Origin of the sequence: Candidatus Pantoea rara (assembly GCF_051136265.1) — a bacterium.
Taxonomy (GTDB): domain Bacteria; phylum Pseudomonadota; class Gammaproteobacteria; order Enterobacterales; family Enterobacteriaceae; genus Pantoea; species Pantoea rara.
The window spans coordinates 1,861,892-1,886,676 of the sequence record NZ_CP194942.1 but is presented as its reverse complement, the minus strand read 5'-3'; the positions used below and the strand labels follow the sequence as shown (position 1 = coordinate 1,886,676).

At 54.0% G+C, this 24,785-nt stretch carries 27 protein-coding genes, 1 pseudogene and 1 other annotated feature; of the genes and pseudogenes, 16 read left to right on the top strand and 12 right to left on the bottom strand.

Annotation, left to right across the window (positions count from 1 at the left end; genetic code table 11):
• Positions 1-24: 24 nt before the first annotated feature.
• A complete protein-coding gene (gene rluB, locus ACR8BF_RS08885; RefSeq protein WP_013358018.1) occupies positions 25-915 on the bottom strand; it encodes a 23S rRNA pseudouridine(2605) synthase RluB in 891 nt (296 codons plus the stop codon).
• A gap of 782 nt (positions 916-1,697) precedes the next feature.
• Here rluB and ACR8BF_RS08880 point away from each other — a divergent pair.
• Positions 1,698-2,345 (top strand): serine protease, encoded by a 648-nt coding sequence (locus ACR8BF_RS08880; RefSeq protein WP_292992359.1) that lies wholly within the window; start codon positions 1,698-1,700, stop codon positions 2,343-2,345.
• A 12-nt stretch (positions 2,346-2,357) separates the two neighbouring features.
• On the opposite strand, the gene ACR8BF_RS08875 is transcribed toward ACR8BF_RS08880, so the two are convergent.
• Positions 2,358-2,978, bottom strand: coding sequence for an L-threonylcarbamoyladenylate synthase (locus ACR8BF_RS08875; protein ID WP_292992358.1), 621 nt, complete (start codon positions 2,976-2,978; stop codon positions 2,358-2,360).
• A 12-nt stretch (positions 2,979-2,990) separates the two neighbouring features.
• Positions 2,991-3,875 (bottom strand): RNase RNM, encoded by an 885-nt coding sequence (rnm, locus tag ACR8BF_RS08870; protein ID WP_409520673.1) that lies wholly within the window; start codon positions 3,873-3,875, stop codon positions 2,991-2,993.
• A gap of 153 nt (positions 3,876-4,028) precedes the next feature.
• Positions 4,029-4,130: a sequence feature (Trp leader region), on the top strand.
• A 23-nt stretch (positions 4,131-4,153) separates the two neighbouring features.
• Here rnm and ACR8BF_RS08865 point away from each other — a divergent pair.
• From ACR8BF_RS08865 to ACR8BF_RS08840, 6 genes and pseudogenes are all read left to right on the top strand, one after another.
• A complete protein-coding gene (locus ACR8BF_RS08865) occupies positions 4,154-5,719 on the top strand; it encodes an anthranilate synthase component 1 (RefSeq protein ID WP_179895625.1) in 1,566 nt (521 codons plus the stop codon).
• Positions 5,719-7,313, top strand: a pseudogene (gene trpD / locus ACR8BF_RS08860) (bifunctional anthranilate synthase glutamate amidotransferase component TrpG/anthranilate phosphoribosyltransferase TrpD). Before ACR8BF_RS08865 ends, trpD begins: the two are co-directional and overlap by 1 nt.
• 2 nt (positions 7,314-7,315) lie before the next feature.
• Positions 7,316-8,677: a bifunctional indole-3-glycerol-phosphate synthase TrpC/phosphoribosylanthranilate isomerase TrpF gene (gene trpCF, locus ACR8BF_RS08855; protein ID WP_292992356.1), complete on the top strand. Its 1,362-nt coding sequence runs from the start codon at positions 7,316-7,318 to the stop codon at positions 8,675-8,677.
• Positions 8,678-8,723: 46 nt separating this feature from the next.
• Entirely contained in the window at positions 8,724-9,914 is a 1,191-nt protein-coding gene (gene trpB, locus ACR8BF_RS08850) for a tryptophan synthase subunit beta (protein ID WP_292992355.1), read from the top strand.
• Positions 9,914-10,717 carry a tryptophan synthase subunit alpha gene (gene trpA / locus ACR8BF_RS08845; protein WP_179895620.1) on the top strand — a complete coding sequence of 268 codons (804 nt, stop codon included), beginning with the start codon at positions 9,914-9,916 and terminating at the stop codon, positions 10,715-10,717. Before trpB ends, trpA begins: the two co-directional genes overlap by 1 nt.
• Positions 10,718-10,865: 148 nt before the next feature.
• Positions 10,866-11,180: a BON domain-containing protein gene (locus ACR8BF_RS08840; RefSeq protein WP_179895619.1), complete on the top strand. Its 315-nt coding sequence runs from the start codon at positions 10,866-10,868 to the stop codon at positions 11,178-11,180.
• A 48-nt stretch (positions 11,181-11,228) separates the two neighbouring features.
• On the opposite strand, the gene ompW is transcribed toward ACR8BF_RS08840, so the two are convergent.
• The gene (ompW, locus tag ACR8BF_RS08835; protein ID WP_175501398.1) at positions 11,229-11,864 is read right to left on the bottom strand and encodes an outer membrane protein OmpW; all 636 of its coding nucleotides are present in this window, start codon (positions 11,862-11,864) and stop codon (positions 11,229-11,231) included.
• A gap of 250 nt (positions 11,865-12,114) precedes the next feature.
• Here ompW and ACR8BF_RS08830 point away from each other — a divergent pair, with 250 nt between their 5' ends.
• The 4 genes from ACR8BF_RS08830 to yciA are packed head-to-tail and all read left to right on the top strand — an operon-like array spanning position 12,115 to position 14,366.
• Positions 12,115-12,531, top strand: coding sequence for a YkgJ family cysteine cluster protein (locus tag ACR8BF_RS08830; protein WP_179895618.1), 417 nt, complete (start codon positions 12,115-12,117; stop codon positions 12,529-12,531).
• A 27-nt stretch (positions 12,532-12,558) separates the two neighbouring features.
• Positions 12,559-13,293, top strand: a complete 735-nt coding sequence (locus ACR8BF_RS08825; protein ID WP_434745875.1) for a YciC family protein — start codon at positions 12,559-12,561, stop codon at positions 13,291-13,293.
• A 51-nt stretch (positions 13,294-13,344) separates the two neighbouring features.
• Complete coding sequence (locus ACR8BF_RS08820; RefSeq protein ID WP_090960546.1) at positions 13,345-13,884, top strand: septation protein A; 540 nt, start codon at positions 13,345-13,347, stop codon at positions 13,882-13,884.
• Between the two features lie 59 nt (positions 13,885-13,943).
• A complete protein-coding gene (gene yciA / locus ACR8BF_RS08815) occupies positions 13,944-14,366 on the top strand; it encodes an acyl-CoA thioester hydrolase YciA (protein WP_090960543.1) in 423 nt (140 codons plus the stop codon).
• Positions 14,367-14,402: 36 nt separating this feature from the next.
• Here yciA and tonB read toward each other — a convergent pair whose 3' ends face one another.
• A complete protein-coding gene (gene tonB / locus ACR8BF_RS08810; protein WP_434745874.1) occupies positions 14,403-15,146 on the bottom strand; it encodes a TonB system transport protein TonB in 744 nt (247 codons plus the stop codon).
• 197 nt (positions 15,147-15,343) lie between these two features.
• On the opposite strand from tonB, the gene ACR8BF_RS08805 reads away from it, so the two are divergent.
• Both ACR8BF_RS08805 and ACR8BF_RS08800 read left to right on the top strand, forming a co-directional pair.
• On the top strand, positions 15,344-15,640 hold the full coding sequence (locus tag ACR8BF_RS08805) for a YciI family protein (RefSeq protein ID WP_090960540.1): 297 nt from the start codon (positions 15,344-15,346) through the stop codon (positions 15,638-15,640).
• Positions 15,641-15,716: 76 nt separating this feature from the next.
• Positions 15,717-15,902, top strand: coding sequence for a hypothetical protein (locus ACR8BF_RS08800; RefSeq protein ID WP_314984046.1), 186 nt, complete (start codon positions 15,717-15,719; stop codon positions 15,900-15,902).
• A 106-nt stretch (positions 15,903-16,008) separates the two neighbouring features.
• Here ACR8BF_RS08800 and ycgZ read toward each other — a convergent pair whose 3' ends face one another.
• Positions 16,009-16,245 carry a regulatory protein YcgZ gene (ycgZ, locus tag ACR8BF_RS08795; RefSeq protein ID WP_434745873.1) on the bottom strand — a complete coding sequence of 79 codons (237 nt, stop codon included), beginning with the start codon at positions 16,243-16,245 and terminating at the stop codon, positions 16,009-16,011.
• Positions 16,246-16,680: 435 nt separating this feature from the next.
• Here ycgZ and ACR8BF_RS08790 point away from each other — a divergent pair, with 435 nt between their 5' ends.
• Entirely contained in the window at positions 16,681-16,908 is a 228-nt protein-coding gene (locus tag ACR8BF_RS08790; protein ID WP_255434106.1) for a hypothetical protein, read from the top strand.
• 16 nt (positions 16,909-16,924) lie between these two features.
• On the opposite strand, the gene ACR8BF_RS08785 is transcribed toward ACR8BF_RS08790, so the two are convergent.
• Positions 16,925-17,098 carry a YciY family protein gene (locus tag ACR8BF_RS08785; protein ID WP_090960525.1) on the bottom strand — a complete coding sequence of 58 codons (174 nt, stop codon included), beginning with the start codon at positions 17,096-17,098 and terminating at the stop codon, positions 16,925-16,927.
• Positions 17,099-17,260: 162 nt separating this feature from the next.
• Between ACR8BF_RS08785 and cls the strand changes: the two genes are divergently transcribed.
• On the top strand, positions 17,261-18,721 hold the full coding sequence (gene cls, locus ACR8BF_RS08780) for a cardiolipin synthase (protein WP_179895614.1): 1,461 nt from the start codon (positions 17,261-17,263) through the stop codon (positions 18,719-18,721).
• A gap of 45 nt (positions 18,722-18,766) precedes the next feature.
• Positions 18,767-19,090 carry an HI1450 family dsDNA-mimic protein gene (locus ACR8BF_RS08775; protein ID WP_003853921.1) on the top strand — a complete coding sequence of 108 codons (324 nt, stop codon included), beginning with the start codon at positions 18,767-18,769 and terminating at the stop codon, positions 19,088-19,090.
• 48 nt (positions 19,091-19,138) lie between these two features.
• Here ACR8BF_RS08775 and oppF read toward each other — a convergent pair whose 3' ends face one another.
• The 5 genes from oppF to oppA form a co-directional block, all read right to left on the bottom strand.
• On the bottom strand, positions 19,139-20,140 hold the full coding sequence (oppF, locus tag ACR8BF_RS08770) for a murein tripeptide/oligopeptide ABC transporter ATP binding protein OppF (RefSeq protein ID WP_136196291.1): 1,002 nt from the start codon (positions 20,138-20,140) through the stop codon (positions 19,139-19,141).
• A complete protein-coding gene (locus ACR8BF_RS08765) occupies positions 20,137-21,153 on the bottom strand; it encodes an ABC transporter ATP-binding protein (RefSeq protein ID WP_090960516.1) in 1,017 nt (338 codons plus the stop codon). Before ACR8BF_RS08765 ends, oppF begins: the two co-directional genes overlap by 4 nt.
• A gap of 11 nt (positions 21,154-21,164) precedes the next feature.
• Positions 21,165-22,073, bottom strand: a complete 909-nt coding sequence (gene oppC, locus ACR8BF_RS08760) for an oligopeptide ABC transporter permease OppC (protein ID WP_179895613.1) — start codon at positions 22,071-22,073, stop codon at positions 21,165-21,167.
• A 14-nt stretch (positions 22,074-22,087) separates the two neighbouring features.
• Positions 22,088-23,008, bottom strand: coding sequence for an oligopeptide ABC transporter permease OppB (gene oppB, locus ACR8BF_RS08755; RefSeq protein ID WP_179895612.1), 921 nt, complete (start codon positions 23,006-23,008; stop codon positions 22,088-22,090).
• 90 nt (positions 23,009-23,098) lie between these two features.
• Positions 23,099-24,739 (bottom strand): oligopeptide ABC transporter substrate-binding protein OppA, encoded by a 1,641-nt coding sequence (oppA, locus tag ACR8BF_RS08750; protein ID WP_179895611.1) that lies wholly within the window; start codon positions 24,737-24,739, stop codon positions 23,099-23,101.
• Positions 24,740-24,785 lie beyond the last annotated feature (46 nt).

Genomic DNA, 24,785 nt, shown 5'->3' with positions numbered 1-24,785 from the left:
GTTTTTCGCGAACGGTCAACGGGATTAACCGGAGTTACGTTTGCTACCCGGATTGCGGCGTGGTGCACGGGGTGTGCTACTCACTTTGCTGTGACGTTTCACCGCACGACGAATCTGGTTCGCTTTGGTGCGACGACGATCTTTCTCGACCACCAGCTTGGTGACGGTTTCATCATCCAGTTCTACCAGATTACGCAGGTAGTTCACCGCGGGCAGATCCAGTTCAGTCCAGCCACCGCGTGGCAGGCCTTTTGGTAAGGTGATATCGCCGTAACGCACACGCATCAGACGGCTGACCTGCACACCAACCGCCTCCCACAAACGACGTACTTCACGGTTACGTCCTTCGGTCAGGGTCACGTTGTACCACTGATTGATGCCTTCTCCGCCGCCAAACTTCAGGGTCTTAAAGGCAGCCGGACCATCCTCCAGCTGAACGCCTTTGCTCAGCTGACGAATTTTATCATCGTCGACCTGACCAAAAACGCGCACCGCATATTCACGCTCTACTTCCCGGCTCGGATGCATCAGGCGGTTCGCCAGTTCACCGTCGGTGGTGAAAAGCATCAGACCACAGGTGTTCACATCCAGACGGCCAACAGCAATCCAGCGTGAACCGCGCAGGCGAGGCAGACGGTCAAAGACCGTTGGGCGGCCTTCAGGATCGCTGCGGGTGCAGAGTTCACCTTCCGGTTTATAGTAAGCCAGCACGCGGCAGACTTCGGTTGCTGATTCAGCAATCGACACCAGATGGCCATCAATTCGGATTTTCAGGGATTTGCTGCTTTCGACGCGGTCGCCCAGGGTGGCGATCTTGCCGTCAACGCTGACACGGCCTGCAGCAATCATTGATTCGATTTCGCGACGTGAGCCATGACCGGCACGCGCTAAGACTTTCTGTAACTTTTCGCTCATTGAGCTTCCTCTTTGTCGCCTTCCCAGGCGTCATCATTGGGTGATAATCCCTTCTAAATCAACAGGTTAACTTAGTAAGTTTGGCCCATTATACAGGCATTTAACGCTGATGTAACGCGCTTTATGAGTGACGCAACAGCGAATAAAGAAGGGTTAACCTCTAATCATTTTATATCTGATTATTCGTCATGCTGATTTAATTAATATCCGCCCCTATGATAAGAAAATATGTTTAATAAAACACAGCCATCGAAAACTTTATAGCTGATGAAAATTAAATTTTCTAACTACTCCCTTACCCTCAAAGTGATGTTCTAAGGAAGAAAACCTTAACGCTATCTTACACTTCCTCAGTTTATCACCTGCCTTTAACATTCTAAAAAAAACATTAAAGACAGAACAAAAAACTACCTGATTGATTTTAGCCATGCTAAGTGATCTGTGAATATGGAAAAGTCAGATTATTCCTAAGGAAGATTTATTTAAAACCTTATTTTACGTAATATTTTATTTTTATTAGATTTAATAAATTGTACGACACTATTAAGCTGGTACACTTTATCTCAGCAACACAATAAAAAAGCCAAACGCTTGATTAAGCGTTCTTGCGACACCAGAGCCTAACTTTAGTTATTCGTTAATAAAAAGCGTGTTTTTAAATTAATCCAATAAACCGGCGCATCCGGAGTTGTTGCGTTAATACGGTTCAATGATGAACCCTGCTTGCATGTCAAAAATCTTCACCAGGGATTTTCCGACATGCCTGAATGAAGAAAACCATCATGAGAAACCTGTTTCTGTGCCCGGTGCTTGCTGCACTGGTCCTGAGCGGGTGCTCTGTGGGCCACACTGAGTACAGTCGAATGGCGATGCAGCACGTGGATATGAGCGTGACTGGCATTCCGACGATACTCGGTCTCGGTACACTGGGCACCAGCATACCTCTGACGCCTGAATATAGTCTCACCGCTGCGCACGTTGCTAAAACTGCGGTGCAGCGCGTGAAGTCTTATCACCCTTATTGCGACCTTGCGATTATTTATCACAAGAATGATGCCCGAACGCTGGCTAAATTCCGCAGCGGTGATATCGGCGATCCCGTTAAAATGTATGGCTACAGTTTTATTTCTGCGATGCCGGTTGAGTCGACCGGCGTTAATTTAGCACGCACAGCGATTCGGAATAACTGGAATAAAAGTCCCTGCATAGCCATGGCCTCAAATGCAGGCGTGGTTCAGGGAATGTCTGGCGGCGGTGTTTATAACCGTGACGATACGCTGAGCGGCGTTATTGTGGGCTATTCTGACTCGATTAAGAATGGTCGTAACAATAAAGTGATCCTGAAAGATGTGTCACTTTATATTCCTTACGGCCAGTTTAAGAACTGGTTAGAGTCGAATCTGGCTCAGACACCGACACGCGGTGCCTGAAGCCAGACCTGATCACAGGAACGGACGGGTATCGCCCACGCCTTCACGCACGATTTCCGGCGAATCGGTTGTCAGATCGACCACCGTGGTCGGCTGCTGCCCCAGCGTACCGCCGTCGATGATCAAATCGACCAGCTTGCCTATGCTGTGCTGGATTTCTTCCGGGTCGGATTCGGTAAAATCGTTGCCCGGCAGGATTAACGAGGTCGACATCATCGGCTGATTCAGGGCTTCCAGTAACGCCAGCGCCACAGGATTGGAGGGGACACGCAGACCAATGGTCTTACGCTTCTCATTCATCAGGCGGCGCGGTACTTCTTTGGTTGCCTTAAGAATGAAGGTGTAGTTGCCTGGCGTGTTGTTTTTCAGCAGGCGAAAAGCGGAGTTGCCCACCTGCGAATAGACCGACAGCTCGGAGAGATCCCGGCACATCAGGGTGAAATTGTGGTGCCCGTCGAGCTGACGGATACGGCAAATGCGCTCCATCGCGCCCTTCTCCTCCAGCCGACAGCCCAGCGCATAGCCGGAATCGGTTGGATAGACGATGACGCTGCCTTTGTTCAGGTAGTCGACAGCCTGACTAATCAGGCGCGGCTGGGGGTTGTCCGGATGAATGTGAAACAATTGACTCATAAAAACCTCGTGTCACCTTTCCGTGATTGCCAGGCTGGGCGCCAGATCCGGGAAGCGTTCCCAGACCGGCTCAACCGCCGCGGGCAGCCAGAGTTTGCGGCCCAACTCAATCCACGGGCAGGGTTGATGAAAATCAGAACCTTGTGATGCGGCCAGTTCATTATCTCTGGCATATTGCGCCAGTGTCGTGCGCTCATTCGGTGGCTGCTGACACTGCGCGACTTCCATTGCATCGCCACCCGCTTCACGGAAATGGGCGACCAGCCGTTTGAGCCACTTCGCCGATAAACCGTAACGGCCAGGATGCGCCAGCACGGCACAACCACCTGAATGATGAATTGCATCAATAGCTTGTTTAATTGTACACCATTGTGGCGGCACGTAGCCGGTTTTGCCACGCGCCAGATAATTTTTGAACACCTGCGCCATGTTCTCCGCCTTGCCCTGCTCAATCAGAAAGCGGGCGAAGTGACCACGGGTAATGATGCCGCCATCCGCGAGTCGCATGGCTCCCGCCAGCGCATCCGGGATGCGCGCCTTCGCGAGTCGCTCACCTATCTCTTCTGCCCGCATCCGACGGTACGCATGTTGTCCGGCCAGAAAGGTCACCATCGCCGGGTGGTGGATATCGATGTTCAGGCCCACGATGTGAATCTCATGGTTCTCCCACAGCGTTGAGATCTCTGCACCTGCCAGCACTTTTATCGGTAAATCCTGGTCGAGTGCCGTTTGCTGCGCTTCCTCTATCCCTGCAACGCAGTCGTGATCGGTGATCGCCAGTACGCCCACGCGCATCTCAACAGCTCGCTGCACCAGGGCTGCTGGCGCCAGTAGGCCATCGGAGGCACGCGTGTGGCTGTGTAAATCATAAACCGGGAAACGGGCGATATCGCTCAAGAGAACTCCTGCTGAAACTAAACCGGCCAGCATGATAACGATTTTAACGCGCAGTGAAAAAGGCTATTGACATTTCCGCTCTGAACCCGTTAACTAGTACACAAGTTCACACGTAACGGGTATTTAATCATGGCTGTTGTAATCACGCATTTAAACGGTTGGCGCGATGTTCCCGAAAACGGGCGACTGGGTCGTGCACACTTTGCGTAAACGCTGTGCTAATACCTGAGCCCGCCACCGAGCGGGCTTTTTTTTGAGCGAAATTCAGAGAAATCATCATGCCAAATGCGAAACCTACAGTGAAGTTGATTACCGGCAATGCGCCCTATCGCGAAGATCCGGCCGCAGTGTTTCATCAGCTGTGCGGCGCACGTCCGGCAACCCTGCTGCTCGAATCTGCTGACATCGACAGCAAGCGCAATTTAAAAAGTCTGCTGATTGTCGACAGTGCGCTGCGAATCAGCGCCATGGGTAATACGGTTACCATTCAGGCGCTGTCCGAAAATGGCCGCGCTGTCCTGCCGCTGCTGGATGAGGCTCTGCCTGCCTCCGTCAGCAATCAGGTTCGTCCCGACGGGCGTGAGCTGACTTTCCCGCAGACCACCGATCATCAGCAGGACGAAGATTCCCGCCTTAAGGCACTGTCGGTGTTTGATGCACTGCGTCTGATTCCACAGCTGGTTAACTCCTCTGCTGACGAGCGCGAAGCCGTGCTGCTTGGTGGGCTGTTTGCTTACGATCTGGTCGCAGGCTTTGAAACCCTGCCGGATCTGGATAATCAGCAACGTTGCCCCGACTACTGCTTTTACCTTGCAGAGACATTACTGGTGATCGACCACCAGACCCGCAGTGCGCGTTTGCAGGCCAGCCTTTTCTGCCCGTCCACCAGCGAGTTCCAGCGCCTGCAGCGCCGGATTGAGCAGTTGCATGGACAGATGCTTCAGCCATCACCGGCTCTGCCTGTTCAGACGGTTGAACAGATGACGCTGAACACCAGCCAGAGCGATGAAGAGTATTGCGACGTGGTTCGCACCATGCAGCAGGCGATTCGCATCGGAGAAATTTTCCAGGTCGTGCCATCACGCCGCTTCTCACTGCCGTGTCCGTCACCGCTGGCCGCCTACGACACGCTGAAAAACAGCAACCCAAGCCCCTACATGTTCTTCATGCAGGATCAGGATTTCTCGCTATTTGGCGCATCGCCAGAAAGCTCGCTGAAGTATGACGCCACTTCGCGTCAGATTGAGATCTACCCGATTGCCGGTACCCGCCCACGTGGTCGCCATGCGGATGGCTCGCTGGACCGCGATCTCGACAGTCGCATTGAGCTGGAGATGCGCACTGACCATAAAGAGCTGGCTGAACATCTTATGCTGGTCGATCTTGCACGTAACGATCTGGCGCGTATCTGTGTGCCAGGCAGCCGTTATGTAGCTGACCTGACGAAAGTCGATCGCTACTCGTTTGTGATGCATCTGGTTTCCCGCGTAGTGGGCACGCTGCGCGCCGACCTCGATGTGCTGCATGCGTATCGCGCCTGTATGAACATGGGCACCCTAAGCGGCGCACCAAAAGTTCGCGCCATGCAGCTGATTGCCGGTGCTGAACGCACCCGTCGCGGCAGTTACGGTGGCGCGGTGGGTTACTTCACCGCCCAGGGCGATCTTGATACCTGTATCGTTATTCGTTCGGCCTATGTCGAAGATGGCGTTGCCACCGTTCAGGCCGGCGCGGGTGTGGTGCTGGATTCTATTCCGCAGGCTGAAGCGGATGAAAGCCGCAATAAAGCCCGCGCTGTGCTGCGCGCTATCGCCACTGCCCATCATTGCAAGGAGATCTTCTGATGGCCGATATTCTGCTGCTCGATAACATCGACTCTTTTACCTACAACCTGGTTGATCAGCTGCGGACCTTTGGTCACAACGTGGTGATTTATCGCAATAACCTGCCCGCTGAAGTTCTTATTGAACAACTGCAGCGGATGGAAAATCCGGTGCTGATGCTCTCTCCCGGCCCCGGCGCGCCAAAAGATGCCGGTTGTATGCCGGAGTTGCTTCAGGTGCTGCGCGGACGTCTGCCCATAATTGGCATCTGTCTGGGACATCAGGCGATTGTCGAAGCCTATGGCGGCCATGTAGGTCAGGCAGGCGAGATCCTGCACGGCAAAGCCTCATCTATCGTCCATGACGGCGAGGCGATGTTTGACGGCCTGAGCAATCCGCTGCCGGTGGCGCGCTATCACTCGCTGGTGGGCAGCAACACGCCGGACGCGCTGACGGTCAACGCCAGTTATAACGGGATGGTGATGGCCGTTCGCCATGAAACCGATCGCGTCTGCGGGTTTCAGTTCCATCCTGAATCGATTTTGACTTCTCAGGGCGCGCGCCTGCTTGAGCAGACGCTGGCCTGGGCGCTGGCGAAGTAACAGGGAGAATAACGATGCAACAGACACTGGAAAAACTTTACCAGGCGCAGACGCTAAATCAGGCAGAGAGTCATCAGCTGTTCAGCGCCATTATTACCGGACAGCTGGAGCCAACGCAGCTCGCTGCTGCGCTGGTCGCGATGAAAGTACGCGGTGAGACGCCGGAAGAGATCGCTGGAGCCGCTACGGCGCTGCTGGAAGATGCTAAACCGTTTCCCCGCCCTGATTACGCTTTTGCCGACATCGTAGGCACCGGCGGAGATGGCAGTAACAGTATTAATATCTCAACAGCCAGCGCCTTTGTAGCCGCGACCTGCGGTCTGAAAGTGGCGAAGCACGGCAACCGCAGCGTCTCCAGTAAATCGGGTTCGTCGGATCTGCTGGCCGCTTTTGGTATTAATCTGGATATGCCCGCTGACCGTGCGCGTCAGGCGCTGGACGATCTTAACGTCTGCTTCCTGTTTGCGCCGCAGTATCACACTGGCTTTCGCCACGCGATGCCGGTTCGCCAGCAGCTGAAGACCCGCACGCTGTTTAATGTGTTAGGTCCGCTGATCAACCCGGCGCGTCCGCCACTGGCGGTGATTGGCGTCTACAGCCCGGAGCTGGTGATGCCGATTGCGCAGACACTGAAAGTGCTGGGTTATCAGCGTGCAGCGGTCGTTCACGGTGGCGGCATGGATGAAGTGGCGCTGCACGATGTGACCCATGTGGCTGAGCTGCGTGAAGGTGAAATTACCCGCTATCAACTCTCGCCAGAAGACTTTGGTTTTGGCTTCCATCCTAAAGAGGCGCTGGCGGGCGGCACGCCGGAAGAAAATCGTGACATTCTGACGGCTTTACTCCAGGGTAATGGCCAGCAGGCCCATGAGGAAGCGGTCGCCGTCAACGTGGCGATGTTGCTTAAAGTATTCGGTCAGGAAGATCTGCGTGAAAACGCACAGCAGGCGCTTAACGCTATCCGCAGCGGACAGGCTTATGAGCGTGTAGTCGCACTGGCAGCAAGAGGATAATCATGAAAGGCACCGTGTTAGAAAAAATTGTTCAGGATAAAGCGATTTGGGTTGAAGCCCGTCAACAGCAGCAGCCTCTCTCCACCTTTCAAAACAGCATTGAACCCGCCAGCCGTCATTTCTACGACGCGCTGCAGGGTGCAAGAACCGCGTTTATCCTGGAGTGTAAAAAGGCGTCCCCCTCCAAAGGTGTGATTCGCGAAGATTTCGACCCAGCCGCCATTGCCGGGGTTTACCGCCATTACGCTTCTGCGGTGTCCGTGCTGACTGATGAGAAGTATTTTCAGGGCGACTTCGCCTTTCTGCCGATTGTCAGCGCTGCCATCACCCAGCCGGTGCTGTGCAAAGATTTTATCATCGACCCTTATCAGATCTATCTGGCTCGTTACTACCAGGCGGATGCGATCCTGCTAATGCTGTCAGTGCTGGATGATGAGCAATATCGTCAGCTGGCTGCCGTGGCGCACAACCTGAAGATGGGCATTCTGACTGAAGTGAGTAATGAAGAGGAGCTGGAGCGGGCTATCGCGCTGCAGGCCAGAGTCGTGGGGATTAACAACCGCGATCTGCGTGACCTTTCTATCGACCTCAATCGTACCCGCCAGCTGGCGCCACGCCTGTCGCACGGCGTCACGGTCATCAGTGAATCGGGTATTAACAGCTACGCTGACATCCGTGAGCTGAGCCACTTTGCCAATGGCTTCCTGATTGGCTCTGCCCTGATGGAAGAAGCTGACCTGACCGGCGCGGTGCGTCGCGTCACACTGGGCAGCAATAAAGTGTGCGGCTTAACCCGTGCTGAAGATGCGCGTGCCGCCTATGAAGCCGGCGCGATCTATGGCGGTCTGATCTTCGCTGAAGGTTCACCGCGCCAGATTGACACTGCCACGGCGCAAACCCTGATTGCCGCCGCGCCGCTGCGCTATGTCGGCGTATTCCGCAATAACTCTGTCAGTGACGTTGTCACGCAAGCAACCGCACTTTCCCTGTCAGCAGTGCAGTTGCATGGCAATGAGACACCAGAATTCGTAGCCGAACTGCGCGAGGCACTGCCAGCAGAGATTCAAATCTGGAAGGCACTGCGTATTGAAGGTGCCTTACCGGCGCGCGACTGGCCGCATGTTGACCGTTATGTGTTTGATAATGGCGATGGCGGCACCGGACAGCGTTTCGACTGGTCACTGTTACAGGGTCAGAATCTGAACAATGTGCTGCTGGCCGGTGGCCTGAGCGCAGATAACTGTGTTGAAGCTGCACAGTTAGGATGTGCCGGACTGGACATCAACTCTGGCGTGGAAAGCGCGCCTGGCATTAAAGATGCCCGTAAAATTGCCGCAGTGTTTCAGACACTGCGTGCGTACTGATTTGCCTGGCTTGCTTAACGGCGGGCCCGAGAAAGGAAGATAAAAAATGACGTTACTCAATCCCTACTTTGGCGAATTTGGCGGAATGTATGTTCCGCAGATCCTGATGCCAGCCCTGAGCCAGCTGGAACAGGCGTTTGTCGACGCCCAGAAAGATCCTGAGTTTCAGGCCGAGTTTATCGATCTGCTGAAGAACTATGCGGGTCGTCCTACTGCCCTGACGCTGTGCAAAAACCTGACGAAAGGTACCAAAACTCGCCTTTACCTGAAGCGTGAAGATTTGCTTCACGGTGGCGCGCACAAAACTAACCAGGTGCTGGGTCAGGCACTGCTAGCCAAACGCATGGGCAAAAACGAAATCATTGCCGAAACCGGTGCTGGTCAGCACGGCGTCGCTTCCGCGCTGGCCTGTGCGCTGCTGGGTATGAAATGCCGCATCTATATGGGTGCGAAAGATGTCGAGCGTCAGTCGCCTAACGTGTTCCGTATGCGCCTGATGGGTGCAGAAGTAATCCCGGTTCATAGCGGCTCTGCCACGCTGAAAGATGCCTGTAACGAAGCGCTGCGCGACTGGTCTGGCAGCTACGAGACCTCACACTACATGCTTGGCACCGCAGCGGGTCCGCATCCCTTCCCGACGATTGTGCGTGAATTTCAGCGCATGATCGGCGAAGAGACCAAAAAGCAGATTCTGGAAAGAGAGGGCCGCCTGCCCGATGCGATCCTCGCCTGTGTAGGAGGTGGCTCCAACGCCATTGGGATGTTTGCTGACTTTATCGATGAGCCCAGCGTGAAGCTGATCGGCGTAGAACCGGCAGGTCACGGGATCGAAACCGGCGAGCATGGCGCACCGCTTAAGCACGGCCGCGTCGGCATTTACTTTGGTATGAAATCGCCGATGATGCAGACCCATGATGGCCAGATTGAGGAATCTTACTCAATCTCTGCCGGCCTCGACTTCCCGTCGGTCGGCCCGCAGCATGCGCACCTGAACAGCATTGGTCGTGCGGAATATGTCTCCATTACTGATAACGAAGCGATGGATGCCTTTAAACAGCTGTGTCGCGCTGAAGGTATTATTCCGGCGCTGGAGTCCTCACACGCCCTGGCGCACGCCATGAAGATGATTCATGCTGAGCCAGAAAAAGAGCAGTTGATTGTGGTCAACCTCTCTGGCCGTGGCGACAAAGATATTTTCACCGTTCATGACATTTTGACAGCGCAGGGAGAAATCTGATGGAACGTTACAATCAACTTTTTACCCGTCTGTCAGCGAATAACGAAGGCGCTTTCGTTCCTTTTGTTACGCTGGGCGATCCTTCCCCTGAGCTGTCACTGCGCGTCATTGATGCGCTGGTTGAAGGCGGCGCGGATGCCCTGGAGCTGGGTATTCCCTTCTCCGATCCGCTGGCGGATGGTCCGACTATTCAGAACGCGACGTTGCGCGCCTTTGCTGCGGGAACGAATACCAGCCAGTGTTTTGAAATGCTGGCAACTATCCGCCGTAAATACCCGGACCTGCCGATTGGTTTGCTGATGTATGCCAATCTGGTCTTCACCAACGGCGTGGATGAGTTCTATGCCCGTTGTGCGGAAGCGGGTGTTGATTCAGTACTGGTGGCTGATGTGCCGGTTGAAGAGTCTGCGCCTTTCCGTCAGGCGGCGCTGCGCCATGGCGTAGCGCCTATCTTTATCTGTCCGCCTAACGCCAGTGATGAACTGCTGCGTGAGATTGCGTCGCACGGACGGGGTTACACCTACCTGCTGTCACGCGCGGGCGTTACCGGTGCAGAAAATCGCGCGAGCCTGCCCCTGAAGCATCTGATCGACAAGCTGCGTGAATATCACGCCGCGCCGCCGCTGCAGGGCTTTGGGATCTCAGAACCTGAACAGGTTAAAGAAGCGATCGCTTCCGGTGCCGCAGGCGCTATTTCCGGTTCTGCGATTGTCAGAATCATTGAAAAACACCATGCAGAACCTGAAGTGATGCTGAGCGAACTGAAGAATTTTGTCAGCCGACTCAAAGCCGCCAGCCGTTAATTCTGCCATCCTGCCTTATCACACGATAAGGCAGGATTTGTTTCCTTTTTTTTCATTCCGCTATTTGCCCTTTTTGCAAAATCTGCACCACAATGACAATGCGCCGTTACGGTAACGTCGCATCCATTTTGTGACAGGGAGAGAAGCAATGAAATTCGTTAAACTGCTGACAGGTGCTGTACTGGCTGGCGTGGTTGCGCTGACACTGAGCGCCTGTGCGCCTACCGCAACCAAAGAGGGAACCGGTGGCTATATTGATGACACTGTGGTGACCACAAAAGTTAAAGGTGAACTGCTGAAAGATGACTCGCTGAAATCAACTGAAATCAACGTAGAAACCTTTAAAGGTAAAGTTCAGCTGAGCGGTTTTGTTTCATCACCACAGATGGCTAATCATGCCGTTCAGGTTACGCGCAGCGTGCCAGGCGTGAAGTCTGTCGTCAACAATATGCAGATCAAATAACGTCTTAACAGACAAAAAAAGGCCGCTGATTCAGCGGCCTTTTTCTCATCAGAAGCGGTAACCCGCACCGAAGAAGAAAACCCAGGGGTCGATACGCATATTGATGTTCTGCTGTTCGCCACCGGCTTTAAACTTCACTTCCGTATCAATATCCATGTACCACACCGACGCATTCAACATCCAGTCGCGGTTAATCTGATAATCGAGACCAACCTGACCCGCCACACCCCAGGAATCCTTAACGCTGAGATCGGTCAGGCCCGCATCGCGTCCCGTCTGGTTGAAATCGGCATCGTAAAAGGTGGTGTAGTTTATACCCACGCCAATATAAGGACGCGCTTTGCTCTTGCTGTCAAAGAAGTAGTATTGCGCCATCAGAGTTGGCGGTAACTGGCGCACGGTAGCAAGTGTGCCGGTCGGGCCAAGACCCACTTTATGGCGAAATGGCGTAGCCGCCAGTAACTCGACGCCAATGTTGTCCGTGGCCATATAGGTGAAGGTCAGACCCAGTTGCGTGTCGTTGGATGCGCTGAACTCACCCATTCCCAGTACATTATCGGAACCTTCAGTGGGACGGACAGTAGCACTGCCAGCCCGCATAAAGAAGTCGCCCGCTTCGTGGGCCATTGCCAGCTGGGGCAGAGCCAGAGCCAGCAGCATCGCGCATTTTGCCAGTTTCATCATCACTCCTTTGCTTAATGTAAAAATCGCGAACGTCGTCGCTTTTTTGCTGGCCATTTTTTAACGTGATTTACAGAAAATTGCACTCTGTACGCTTCAGATAAAGTGCTTATAAAACAATGGATTGATCTGGATCAATTTATGCCAAGGCTTGCGCAGCAAAATTCCCCTTGCTGAATAATTTTGCCCGCTCTATGTTGCTTATCTTCATTGTTGATTTTGGTTCGATGCCCTGGGAGGGGCGGGTGATCAAATGAGTGAAATATCTAACCCTTGTGTCAGCTGTGGCGCCTGCTGCGCCCATTTCCGTGTCTCATTTTACTGGGCTGAAGCCGATGATGCGGGCGGCCTGGTGCCGACCGAATTAACCGAGCCGCTCAGCCTGTTAATGCGCAATATGCGTGGCACTAACAGCGCAGCACCCCGTTGCATTGCGCTGCAGGGCGAACCTGGCAGCTGTGTCTCCTGCGGTATTTACGAACAGCGCCCGTCGCCCTGTCGCGAGTTTACGCTATCGGGTGAAGCCGGTATTCATAACGAAGCCTGCGATCGCGCCCGCGCGCGTTACGGTCTTCCTGCCCTTTTTGCACCCTCTTTACCTCATATTACAGAAAGTTATGCCCTGCCGGGTGCCCCGGAGCTGCCAGAACATGTACAATCGCCGGGTTAATTAACCCGGTTCCTCCAAGGAGAGTACATGTCTATCACGGCAAGCTCGTTATACCGTGACACAGGAAATTTTGCGCGCCATCAACTCTCTACAGTGCTGTTGATGTCGCTGCTGGCCGCTTTTATCACCGTCATGCTGGTGCATGTGCTGACACCCGGTGCCGATCAGATGGCCATCCTGCAACAGGGCGATGACAGTGCCAGTTCGTTGTTTGAGATGGTGCAGAATATGTCACCGGAACAGCAGCAGGTGTTGCTGCGCGCTTCGGCGGCCAGCACCTTTGCGGCGCTGATGGGGAATACGCTGCTGCTTGGTGGCATGCTCTATCTGATTCCGATGGTCTCTTCCGGCCAGCGTGTCAGTGCGCTACGGGCGATTGGTGCATCTGCTCCGCTGCTGCCAAAGCTATTACTGCTCACCTTCCTGATGACCTTGGTGGCGCAGCTGGGCTTTATGGTGCTGGTGGTGCCAGGCATTCTCCTGACGATGCTGCTGTCGCTGGCACCGGTAATGGTCGCCAGTGAGAAGATGGGCGTCTTTGCCGCGATGCGCGCCAGCATGCGGATGGCCTGGAAGAATGTGAAGCTGATAGCCCCCGCCATTCTGCTCTGGCTGCTGGCGAAAGTGATAGTGATGCTGTTCTTCTCTTCGCTAACAGTTTTACCGCTGAATGTCTCTTCGGTGATTTTCACGGCGGCTGGCAATGTGGTTTCAGCGATGTTGATTATCTATCTCTATCGGCTCTATATGCTGTTACGTTGATTGACGGTGTGCCTCCGGGCACATTTGCAGCCAACTCTGAATGGAAAAACTATGAAGCAGCTACTCGACTTTCTCCCCCTGGTGGTCTTTTTCATTTTCTACAAGCTGTATGACATTTTTGTCGCCTCGGGCGCACTGATTGTCGCGACCGGCCTGGCGCTGGTTGTCAGCTGGGTGCTCTATCGCAAGCTGGAAAAGATGACGATCTTCACCTTTGTACTGGTGGCCGTCTTTGGCACCCTGACGCTGGTGTTCCACAACGATGAGTTCATTAAGTGGAAAGTCACCGTGATCTACAGCCTGTTTGCCGCCGCCCTGCTCTACAGCCAGTTTTTTATGCAGCAGACGCTGATCCAGCGCATGCTGGGCAAAGAGCTGCAGCTGCCCGACGCAGTCTGGCGCAGGCTCAACGTCGCCTGGGCACTGTTCTTCCTGATCTGCGGACTGGTCAACATCTATGTTGCTTTTTGGTTATCTCAGGCGTTTTGGGTTAACTTTAAAGTGTTCGGTCTCTCCGGTCTGACCTTACTGTTTACCCTGCTCAGCGGACTTTACATCTGGCGACAGATGCCGCAGCAGGAACAAAAATAATCATCTGCCCGGCTCGCCGGGCATTTTTTTAGCATTCACCTGCATAAAAAGTGGAAGCAATGGGCGATAAACATAAACTGCCGCAAGGCGAAATGGTGCTGCGTACGCTCGCGATGCCAGCTGATACCAACGCCAATGGCGATATTTTTGGTGGCTGGCTGATGTCACAGATGGATATGGGCGGCGCTATCCTGGCGAAAGAGATTGCTGAAGGACGCGTCGTCACAGTGCGCGTCGACGGCATGTCATTCATGAAGCCGGTTGCAGTGGGTGATGTGGTGAGCTGTCATGCGAGCTGTCTCCGTACCGGCAACAGTTCCATGACGATTAACGTGGAAGTGTGGATCAAAAAAGTGTCGTCTGAGCCGATTGGACAGACCTACTGTGCTACAGAGGCAGTCTTTATCTACGTAGCGGTCGACAATGAGGGTAATTCACGTCCTCTTCCCGCCGGTCGCGCCAATCAGCAACATACCGAATAAGTAACGGGTCAGGCGGTTTCTGCCTGACCCTGTGTTTTACTCAAGGCTGGCACCGCCATTGATCTTAAACACAATATTCATCGTCAGTCCCTGTCCTGGCTGTCCACTCTGGTAGCGCCACTTTTTCATCGCCTCTTTGACGGTCCGCTCAAACATGTTGCGTGGCTCAGCAGAGAGAATCTGAATGTTATCTACCCGTCCGTCGCTGTCCACATCAAACTTCACCCGTACCCGGCCCTCTACGCGTAATGCAAAAGCACGCGGAGGATAGCCCGGCTTGCTCACGCTCAGCGCTTTCGGACCCCTTGATGCCGACGCAGTGGGTGATGGCGTAGCTTTTGGCGCAGCAGCCGGTTTGCTCTGCGTCGCCGGGGCCGCCTGCTTAAACGGGTCAGCCTGTGGTTTACTCTCCTGGCGCGGCTTCACCTCACGTTTTGGCTGCTCCCGCTTGTGCTCAGTTTTCGGTTTTGGTTTCGGTTTTGGCTTAGGTTCAGGTTTGGGAATCGGTACCGGCTCTGCTTTCGGCGGCTCAGGCGCGGGCTGGGGCTCCGGTTCAGGCTGAGGTTCGGGTTGAGGTGCAGGTGGCTGTACAATGGCAGGTTCAGACTGAACGTCAGGCGCGACCATGGTTACGCTGATAGGCTGCGACGCTTTGGGTACCTCACTCACCTGCTGGAATGACGCATATAAAATTCCGGCAATCACGGCCCCATGCAGAGCAACAGACATCAACATGGAAACGGGCGTGCGTTTAGGTAATGGCATAGTCAGCGTGGTCATAACAGTCGCAGTGATTGAATAGAGCAACGATTTTAAATGCAAATAGCAATCAGTTTCAATAACTCCCGCCATCACGCCTGCAGAAAAGCGCTTTTTAGCCCTTTATGCTGAGCCATTAACCGCCCTCAGGTTTCGTTTGCACTCTAATCGTCAATCCCTTAACGTGTTGCAAAATTCTGATAACCAGGAGTTCCTTAGTGCTTTACGTCATTTATGCAGAAGATACTGCAGAGTCACTGGAAAAACGTAACGCCGTGCGCCCTGCCCACCTGGCGCGCCTCAAACTGCTGCAGGAAGAGGGACGCCTGATCATTGCAGGCCCCATGCCTGCTGTGGATAGTAACGATCCGGGCGTAGCGGGCTTCACCGGCTCAACCGTGATTGCCGAGTTCCCGTCACTGGAATCCGCGCAATCCTGGGCGCAGGATGACCCTTACTTTGCTGCGGGCGTCTACAAACAGGTTTCAGTGAAGCCGTTTAAACGCGTCTTCTGACAGAAAAAGTGCAGTCAAAATGGCTTCTGTGCCTGGCACAGAAGCCATTTTTGTTTTGATCGTTTAGAGAGGAAAGATGCAGATAATTATTCTGGGGCTGCTGGCGATGATTACCGGCCTTATCGGCGGCGCGGTTTATCTCTGGCGCAGCCAGGGCTGGCGTAATAAAAAGCAGTGGATTGTGATGCTAATCGTGCTGGCGGCAGCACTTCAACTGGTGAACGTGACGCTGATGATGTCGGCACAACGTCTGGCGGGCTAGTCATCCCGGGCCCTTATCAGGAAATATTTTCAGGGCTTACGTGTAAACTTAGCGGGCCAGATCGCTACGTATCCTCTTCCTGGCTTTCCCGCCATTTGCTGGCCTCTTAATCGAGAATCAGTTCAATCAGCGCATGATAATGCTGCTCTTCTTCCGGGCTGGTGACATGCTGTAAACGGCCGATCAATTTCGAGCAGATCGCTTTACGATTAAGGGTGCGACCAGACAGGATAATTTCGGACACCACAGAGCCCAGAATAGCCTGCTGTGAAGGCTGTGCGGCGCTGTGCAGATACGCGGTGATATCAGAGACTGAAGCGGGAATATGAACGTTAGTCTGCATGGATGAGCCTCATAAAGTTTGTTTAAGGTTACTAACCGATGCAGTAAAGTTATACAAGAATGACCTACCTGTACAGATATTTTGTTCAAAACATCGTCCCGCCAGCCGTAATTATTGATTATTTCATAATTAATAGCCACTTACAGAACTGTAAAGTTGTACAGGTTAGTATTTTAATGATGTACAACCTTCACAAAGTGCTTCTCAACGCGGCTTTTTGCATAAAAAAATGATCTCCCCGTCATTTTTTTAGCTGTGAAGAGGAATTATCTGGCAGAGCTGTCTACATTTAGCGCTTGTAAGTTGAACTTCTGAATGGATGCACAGCACAGTCGCGGGCAAATTATGCATAAAACTTATCCTGGCCAGTCTCTTACTCTCCTCACTCCGCTCTTATCCCGGATCGCGGCAATTGCCGATCCCAGGATAGAAGTCATGAGTGGTTATCCTGCTAATTGCTCAGCGTGGCTCACGGTCTATTATCAGCGTAAATCGGGTAAATGGTCATACGAATGGTACGATCGGGTGGGTTACCGCAGGCCGGTCGCGCTGGGCAGCACCATGGAGTGCCTGATGCGTGAAGTCAGCGATCGGGGCGCGTCGCGTCAGGAGCACTCCATGGCGCGACGGGTGATGGCAGAATCAGGATTTTTTGAAGCCTGAAAGTCGCCGTCATCATTCAGATGATCTGCGTAATAAACAGGATTGATCGACGCTGCTGCTGCGCAAGCTGATGGCGGATGCTGTGGATACGCTTGTACCGTCGCGACTGCCCTTCCAGCCAGCGTGAACGGCGACGATGCGCCTGACGTAACATTCTCCAGCGCGCCACTTCATTTCTGCTTCGTTTCATCACTTCCTCTCTGGCGTCATACAGGCGAGACCTGTGCGAAGGCATTATAGAGATCTCTGCGGTAATGCCAAATCGGATCAGCATGTCCGGGATAAAGGGTTCCGTTAGTCGGCATCTGCACGTAAACTTGCCAGACGAAAGCGCGAACGGGATGTCCACTTTATGACCACTTTTTATACCCTGATCAGCTGGTTGCTGGTATTTGGTTACTGGCTACTGATTGCCGGGGTTACGCTGCGCGTATTGATGAAGCGCCGGGCCGTAACATCCGCAATGGCCTGGCTGCTGGTTATCTATATTCTGCCGCTGGTGGGCATTATCGCTTATCTCTCGTTTGGCGAACTTCATCTGGGTAAGCGTCGTGCGGAGCGCGCCCGCACTATGTGGCCGTCGACCGCCCGCTGGCTCAACGATCTCAGGCAGTGCCGCGAAATTTTTGCAACCGAGCATAGCGACGTTGCCCGTTCTCTGTTTGAGCTTTGCTATCATCGCCAGGGCATTGCCGGAGTCAAAGGTAACCAGCTGCAGCTGCTCACCAGTTCCGACGACGTCATGCAGGCGCTGATTCGTGATATCCAGCTCGCCCGCCACAACATCGAGATGGTGTTTTATATCTGGCATCCCGGCGGTCTGGCAGATGAAGTCGCAGAATCGCTGATGGCGGCCTCACGCCGTGGCGTTCATTGCCGACTGCTGCTCGACTCTGCAGGCAGCGTCGACTTTTTCCGCAGCCCGTGGGTTGGCATGATGCGTAATGCCGGGATTGATGTGGTAGAAGCGTTGAAGGTCAGCCTGCTGCGTGTCTTCCTGCGACGGATGGATCTGCGTCAGCATCGCAAAATTGTTCTGATTGATAACTACATCGCCTATACCGGCAGCATGAACCTGGTCGATCCGCGCTTCTTCAAACAGAGCGCGGGTGTGGGCCAGTGGATTGACCTGATGGCGCGTATGGAAGGCCCGGTAGCGACCGCGATGGGCATTGTGTTCAGCTGCGACTGGGAGATTGAGACGGGTAAACGCATTCTGCCGCCCCCGCCCGATCGTAACATCATGCCATTTGAACAGGAGAGCGGCCACACGGTGCAGGTGATCGCCTCCGGTCCTGGCTTCCCGGAAGATATGATTCATCAGGCGCTGCTGACCGCGGTCTATTCAGCGCGTGAACAGCTGATCATGACTACGCCCTACTTAGTACCCAGTGACGACCTGCTGCATGCTATCTGTACGGCCGCGCAGCGTGGCGTGAATGTCAGCGTGATTGTGCCGCGTCACAACGACTCGCTGCTGGTCGGCTGGGCCAGCCGCTCCTTCTTCAGCGAAATGCTGGAAGCGGGCGTGAAAATCTATCAGTTTGAAGATGGTCTGCTGCACACGAAAAGCGTGCTGGTCGATGGACAGCTGAGTCTGGTGGGCACCGTGAACCTGGATATGCGCAGTTTATGGCTTAATTTTGAAGTCACCCTGGTGGTGGATGATGCCGGTTTTGGCAGCGATCTTGCCTGTGTTCAGGATGACTATATCGCCCGATCACGCCTGCTGGATGGCAAGCGCTGGGCAAAACGTGCGTGGTGGCAGCGCATCGTCGAACGACTGTTTTACTTCTTCAGCCCTTTACTGTAAAACGAGCCAGATTATGTACATGGCCGCAGGCCGACAGGACAGACTATGGATTTAAATAATCGCCTTACCGAAGATGAAACGCTGGAACAAGCCTACGATATCTTTCTCGAACTGGCCGTCGACAATCTTGATCCGGCAGACGTCATTCTCTTCAATCTGCAGTTCGAAGAGCGCGGTGGCGCAGAGCTGTTTGATCCGTCTGAAGACTGGAAAGATCATGTCGATTTTGATCTGAACCCGGACTTTTTCGCCGAGGTGGTGATTGGGCTGGGTGAAGCGGACGGTGAACCGATTACCGACGTCTTTGCACGCGTGCTATTATGCCGCGAGAAAGATCACAAGCTCTGCCATATCCTGTGGCGTGAGTAAGCGTGAAATCAGATAAGAAAACGCCGGGCATTTGCCCGGCGTTTTGCATTATAGCGGGTCGACTTTCAGACAGGAGACCGCATGATGGAAACTGCCTTCCAGCAACGGCCGGGTTTTGGCACACTCCGGGCCGGCAATCGGACAGCGGGTGCGGAACACGCAGCCTGATGGCGGATTGATCGGCGACGGCAGCTCCCCTTCCAGCAGCTGAATCTGCTTGTTCTTCTCCTTGTCCGGATCGGGAATCGGCACGGCAGACATCAGCGCGCGGGTGTAAGGATGCTGTGGATTGGTGTAGACCTCTTTGTAGGTCCCCAGCTCCACCGCATGACCCAGATACATCACCAGCACCCGGTCAGAGATGTGTTTCACTACCGCCAGATCGTGCGCGATGAAGATCAGGGATAAGCCCATTTCGCGCTGCAGTTGCTGCAGCAGGTTCACCACCTGCGCCTGGATCGAGACGTCCAGCGCGGACACCGGCTCATCACAGATAATCAGCTTCGGCTCCAGAATCAGCGCGCGGGCAATACCGATACGCTGACACTGACCACCCGAGAACTCATGCGGGTAGCGGTTAATCAGGTTAGGTAACAGCCCCACTTTCATCATCATATTTTTGACGCGGTCTTTAACTTCCTGACGTGCCATTTTCGGATGATAGGTGCGCAGCGGCTCCGCGATGATGTCGCCGATGGTCATACGCGGGTTTAGCGACGCCAGCGGATCCTGGAAGATCATCTGGATATCGCTGCGGGCTTTACGCCACTCCTCTTCGCTCTGACCCAGCAGATCGCGGCCTAACCAGGCGACACGACCGTCTGTAGCTTTTACCAGACCGATAATGGCGCGTGCCAGCGTCGATTTACCGCAGCCAGACTCGCCCACCACGCCCAGCGTTTCCCCTTCATAGAGGCGCAGGCTGACACCGTCTACCGCTTTCAGGGTTTTTGACGGCTGCCAGAACCACTGCTTGCCGTCTTTGATGTCGAAATGCACCTTGAGATCGGCGATTTCCAGTAACACTCTTTTTTCAGCTACGGTGCTCATACTAACTCCTCCACCGGCTTAAAGCAGGCGCGCAGACGGCCATTGCCGAAGGGTTCCAGCGGCGGTGCCTGGGTGCAGATATCCATCGCGTGCGGACAACGTGGCTGGAATGGACAGCCCTGCGGCAGACGTAACAGGTTCGGAGGATTGCCCGGAATGGTGGTCAGGGTTTCACCTTCGATCGCATCCAGACGCGGCACCGCATTAAGCAGGCCAATAGAGTAAGGATGGGCGGGCTGATAGAAGACATCGCGGGCGCTGCCATACTCCATGGTACGTCCGGCGTACATCACCAGCACTTTGTCGCAGATCCCTGCCACCACGCCGAGGTCGTGTGTGATCATGATAATGGCGGTGTTAAACTCGCGCTTCAGGTCGTTGAGCAGCGTCATAATCTGCGCCTGCACCGTGACATCCAGCGCGGTGGTAGGCTCATCGGCAATCAGCAGTTTAGGACGGCACAGCAACGCCATGGCGATCATCACGCGCTGACGCATCCCGCCGGAGAACTCATGCGGGTACATCTTCATGCGCTTGCGCGCTTCCGGCATTTTCACCGCGTCCAGCATTCTCACCGACTCTTCAAACGCCTGCGCGCTATTCATCCCCTTGTGCAGCTTAAGCACTTCCATCAACTGCTCGCCCACCCGCATATAGGGGTTCAGCGAGGTCATCGGGTCCTGGAAGATCATCGCAATCTGTTCGGCGCGCAGCTTATTGAGCTTGTTCTCGGGCAGATTCAATATCTCTTTGCCGTTGAACATCGCTGAGCCGCCAATGCGACCATTTTTTGCCAGCAGCCCCATCAGGGCAAAGGCGGTTTGTGACTTGCCCGAACCGGATTCGCCGACAATGCCCAGCGTCTCACCGGCGCGCAGCGAAAAGTTCAGGTCGTTGACGGCGGTGACATCCCCATCGTGCGTGCCAAAGGTCACGCGCAAATCTTTGACCGTAAGTAGCTGTTCGCTTCCCGCGCGGGCCGCCATCGCTGGCTGGAATTCATGAATAGTCATCGGGAAACTCCTTAACGATCTTTCGGGTCGAGGGCATCACGCAGGCCATCGCCAATAAAGTTGAAACAAAACAGCGTGACCACCAGGAAGCCTGCCGGATAGAGCAACAGCCACGGCGACACTTCCATCGAATTGGCCCCGTCGCTGAGCAATGCGCCCCAGCTACTCAGCGGCTCCTGTGTACCCAGACCCAGGAAACTCAGGAAGGATTCAAACAGGATCATGCTCGGCACCAGCAGCGAGGCGTAAACCACCACCACACCCAGAACGTTCGGTACGATGTGACGCACCACGATTTTCCAGGTTGATACCCCACCGACATGCGCCGCTTCAATGAACTCTTTGCGCTTCAGACTCAGCGTCTGGCCGCGCACAATACGCGCCATATCCAGCCATGAGACCATGCCGATAGCGGCAAAAATCAGCAGGATGTTGCGGCCAAAGAAGGTCACCAGCAGGATGACGAAGAACATAAACGGGAAGGAGTTGAGGATTTCCAGAATACGCATCATCACCGAGTCGGTTTTGCCGCCCAGGTAACCGGCAACTGAGCCATACAGCGTACCGACGATCACTGCGATCAGCGCAGACGCTACGCCCACCATTAGTGAGATACGACCCCCGATGGCCACACGGACCAGTATGTCACGTCCCGATGAATCGGTGCCGAACCAGTGACCGGATGTGGTATCGGGCGGTGAGGACATCATTGACCAGTCGGTATCATCGTAAGTGAAATGCGCCAGCATCGGGGCAAAAATCACGAACAGCGTGATCACTAACAACACCAGCAGGCTGATTAAGGCTGCACGGTTGTGGATAAAACGACGACGCGCGTCCTGCCAGAGACTACGCCCTTCTACTTCCAGCTTCTCACTGAACGCATCAAGAGCTTCGCTGTTTTTCTTACTTAACATCATGGCGAACTCCGCAATCAGTAACGAATTTTTGGATCGATAACGGCATAGAGCACGTCAACAATCGCGTTAAACAGAATGGTCAGTAAACCGACCAGAATGGTCAGGCTCATAACCAGTGAGTAGTCACGGTTTAGCGCACCGTTTACAAACAGCTGACCGATACCCGGCAGACCGTAGATCGACTCGATCACCATCGAGCCGGTGATGATGCCCACAAAGGCCGGTCCCATATAAGAAATAACGGGCAGCAGCGCGGGTTTCAGCGCATGTCGCAGCACAATGCGACGCAGCGGTAAGCCTTTAGCGCGTGCAGTGCGGATGAAGTTGGAGTGCATCACTTCAATCATCGATCCACGAGTGATACGCGCGATACTGGCGATATAAGCCAGCGACAGCGCCACCATCGGCAGCAGCATGTAATTCCACTGGCCGCCATTCCAGCCGCCGCCAGGCAGCCATTTCAGGGTGATGGCGAACAGTAACACCAGCAGCGGCGCGACCACGAAACTGGGTATCACCACGCCGGTCATTGCCACCCCCATGACCACGAAGTCCCACACGCTGTTCTGTTTCAGCGCGGCAATCACGCCCGCCGTAACGCCCAGTATCACCGCCAGCAGGAACGCGGCCAGGCCGAGTTTGGCTGAGACCGGGAACGCATGCGCAACCAGATAGTTGACAGAATAATCTTTGTATTTAAACGAAGGGCCAAAATCGCCATGCGCCAGCTGCAACAGGTAATCAACATACTGCTTACCAATGGGATCGTTGAGGTGATATTTCGCCTCAATGTTGGCCATCACTTCCGGGGCCAGGGTTCGCTCGCCGGTAAACGGGCTGCCGGGAGCCAGGCGCATCATAAAGAAGGAGATGGTGATCAGGACGAACAGCGTCGGAAGCGCTTCAAGCAAGCGACGCAGGATGAATTTTAACATTGCCGTACCTACCAGGCTGTTGCATCACAACATATAAAAAAGTAAAAAGCGGCGCGAGACGCGCCGCCACTGCTGATAGCCTGAATGCTATTAGTGTTTGATAATGTAGAAGTCTTTATCCAGTGTTTTATCCAGGGGATCTTTACCGGTATAACCACCGACATACGGTTTCACCAGACGCGTATTCACATAGTAGTAAACCGGTACGATGGTGCTGTCTTTATCCATAATCTGCTCGGCCTGCTGATAATCCGCAGCGCGCGCTTTAGCATCCGGAGCCTTAATCGCGTCGCGAATCACTTTGTCAAACGCATCGCTCTTATAGTGCGAGGTGTTACTGCTGCTGTTAGACAACATCGTATTCAGGAAGGACGTCGGTTCGTTGTAGTCCGCACACCAGGCCGCACGGGACACATCGTAGTTACCCTGATGACGGGTATCCAGGAAGGTTTTCCATTCCTGGTTTTCCAGCTTGATGTTCACGCCGATGTTTTTCTTCCAGATCGACGAGGCAGCAATCGCCAGCTTCTTGTGCAGATCGGAGGTGTTATAGAGCAGGTTAAAGGTCAGCGGTTTGTCGGCGGTGTAGCCAGCTTCAGCCAGCAGCTTTTTCGCTTCGGCATTACGTTTGTCCTGTGACCACTTGAACCAGTCTGGCGGCAGAATGTCCATGCCATCGGTTGATGGCGGCGTGTAGCTGTATGCCGGCTTTTGCCCCTGCGCCAGTACTTTGTTTACCATGATGTCACGATCCAGACCCAGTTTCAGGGCTGCGCGCACGCGAGGATCGGTAAATGGCGCTTTCTGATTGTTGATTTCGTAGTAGTAGGTGCAGAGATAAGGATCGACGTGCAGCTCTTTACCGTTGTCACGCTGCAGCTTTTTGAACAGCTCAATTGGCAGATTGTTATAGGTCATGTCGCTGCCGTTCTCAGAGAAGTAACGGTTAACGTCACTGACTTCAGAACTGATTGGCAGGAAGGTGACTTTGTTCAGCACAGTGTGTTCGTTGTCCCAGTAGTTCGGGTTACGCACCAGAGTAATACGCTCGTTTATGACGTGCGCGTCCAGTTTAAAGGCGCCGTTGCCGACCCAGTTCTGGGGCTGCGTCCACTGATCGCCAAACTTCTCAATCGCCGGCTTGTAAACCGGTGACATGACGGAGTTGATCAACAGTTTATCAAAGTAGGGAACGGGCTCACTCAGCGTGACTTCCAGGGTGTGATCGTCCAGGGCTTTTACGCCCAGATCGGTAATCGGTTTTTTACCGGCGATGATGTCATCGACGTTCAGGATATGACCATACTGCGGATAGCTGGCGTACGGTGAAGCAGTTTTAGGATCGACCAGACGCTCCCAGCTGTAAACGAAGTCCTGCGCGGTAACCGGCTCACCATTGGACCACTTGGCATTTTTACGTAAGTGGAAAGTCCACACTTTGAAATCTTTGTTTTCGTAACTTTCCGCTACGGCCGGGATGGGTTTACCGTTGCTGTCATTGACCAGCAGACCTTCATAAAGATCGCGCGCCACGTTGTCTTCCGGCACGCCTTCAATTTTGTGCGGATCGAGCGACTGGACTTCATCGCCATTACCGCGAATCAGCTCCTGTTTTGCGGCCAGCTCAACGCCCGCAGGCACGGTTGCCGCGAATGCCGCATTCCCTGCCAGGGTACTTACTGCGGCGAACACGCCCGCTGCAATCAGGCTTTTTTTCGTGATGTTGTTCATTATTACACTCCAGTTTTATTATCGTCACCGCGGCGCTGCCCTGCCC

Coding starts and splice junctions, on each gene's coding strand:
- ompW (WP_175501398.1), bottom strand. CDS start 11,864: ATGATGAAACTGGCAAAATGCGCGATGCTGCTGGCTCTGGCTCTGCCC.
- trpCF (WP_292992356.1), top strand. CDS start 7,316: ATGAAAGGCACCGTGTTAGAAAAAATTGTTCAGGATAAAGCGATTTGG.
- tonB (WP_434745874.1), bottom strand. CDS start 15,146: ATGACCACGCTGACTATGCCATTACCTAAACGCACGCCCGTTTCCATG.
- ACR8BF_RS08790 (WP_255434106.1), top strand. CDS start 16,681: ATGAGTGGTTATCCTGCTAATTGCTCAGCGTGGCTCACGGTCTATTAT.
- ACR8BF_RS08800 (WP_314984046.1), top strand. CDS start 15,717: ATGCAGATAATTATTCTGGGGCTGCTGGCGATGATTACCGGCCTTATC.
- ACR8BF_RS08765 (WP_090960516.1), bottom strand. CDS start 21,153: ATGACTATTCATGAATTCCAGCCAGCGATGGCGGCCCGCGCGGGAAGC.
- ACR8BF_RS08880 (WP_292992359.1), top strand. CDS start 1,698: ATGAGAAACCTGTTTCTGTGCCCGGTGCTTGCTGCACTGGTCCTGAGC.
- trpA (WP_179895620.1), top strand. CDS start 9,914: ATGGAACGTTACAATCAACTTTTTACCCGTCTGTCAGCGAATAACGAA.
- ACR8BF_RS08775 (WP_003853921.1), top strand. CDS start 18,767: ATGGATTTAAATAATCGCCTTACCGAAGATGAAACGCTGGAACAAGCC.
- rluB (WP_013358018.1), bottom strand. CDS start 915: ATGAGCGAAAAGTTACAGAAAGTCTTAGCGCGTGCCGGTCATGGCTCA.
- trpB (WP_292992355.1), top strand. CDS start 8,724: ATGACGTTACTCAATCCCTACTTTGGCGAATTTGGCGGAATGTATGTT.
- ACR8BF_RS08825 (WP_434745875.1), top strand. CDS start 12,559: ATGTCTATCACGGCAAGCTCGTTATACCGTGACACAGGAAATTTTGCG.
- ACR8BF_RS08840 (WP_179895619.1), top strand. CDS start 10,866: ATGAAATTCGTTAAACTGCTGACAGGTGCTGTACTGGCTGGCGTGGTT.
- ACR8BF_RS08865 (WP_179895625.1), top strand. CDS start 4,154: ATGCCAAATGCGAAACCTACAGTGAAGTTGATTACCGGCAATGCGCCC.
- oppC (WP_179895613.1), bottom strand. CDS start 22,073: ATGATGTTAAGTAAGAAAAACAGCGAAGCTCTTGATGCGTTCAGTGAG.
- ycgZ (WP_434745873.1), bottom strand. CDS start 16,245: ATGCAGACTAACGTTCATATTCCCGCTTCAGTCTCTGATATCACCGCG.
- cls (WP_179895614.1), top strand. CDS start 17,261: ATGACCACTTTTTATACCCTGATCAGCTGGTTGCTGGTATTTGGTTAC.
- ACR8BF_RS08785 (WP_090960525.1), bottom strand. CDS start 17,098: ATGAAACGAAGCAGAAATGAAGTGGCGCGCTGGAGAATGTTACGTCAG.
- oppA (WP_179895611.1), bottom strand. CDS start 24,739: ATGAACAACATCACGAAAAAAAGCCTGATTGCAGCGGGCGTGTTCGCC.
- oppF (WP_136196291.1), bottom strand. CDS start 20,140: ATGAGCACCGTAGCTGAAAAAAGAGTGTTACTGGAAATCGCCGATCTC.
- ACR8BF_RS08830 (WP_179895618.1), top strand. CDS start 12,115: ATGAGTGAAATATCTAACCCTTGTGTCAGCTGTGGCGCCTGCTGCGCC.
- yciA (WP_090960543.1), top strand. CDS start 13,944: ATGGGCGATAAACATAAACTGCCGCAAGGCGAAATGGTGCTGCGTACG.
- oppB (WP_179895612.1), bottom strand. CDS start 23,008: ATGTTAAAATTCATCCTGCGTCGCTTGCTTGAAGCGCTTCCGACGCTG.
- ACR8BF_RS08820 (WP_090960546.1), top strand. CDS start 13,345: ATGAAGCAGCTACTCGACTTTCTCCCCCTGGTGGTCTTTTTCATTTTC.
- ACR8BF_RS08875 (WP_292992358.1), bottom strand. CDS start 2,978: ATGAGTCAATTGTTTCACATTCATCCGGACAACCCCCAGCCGCGCCTG.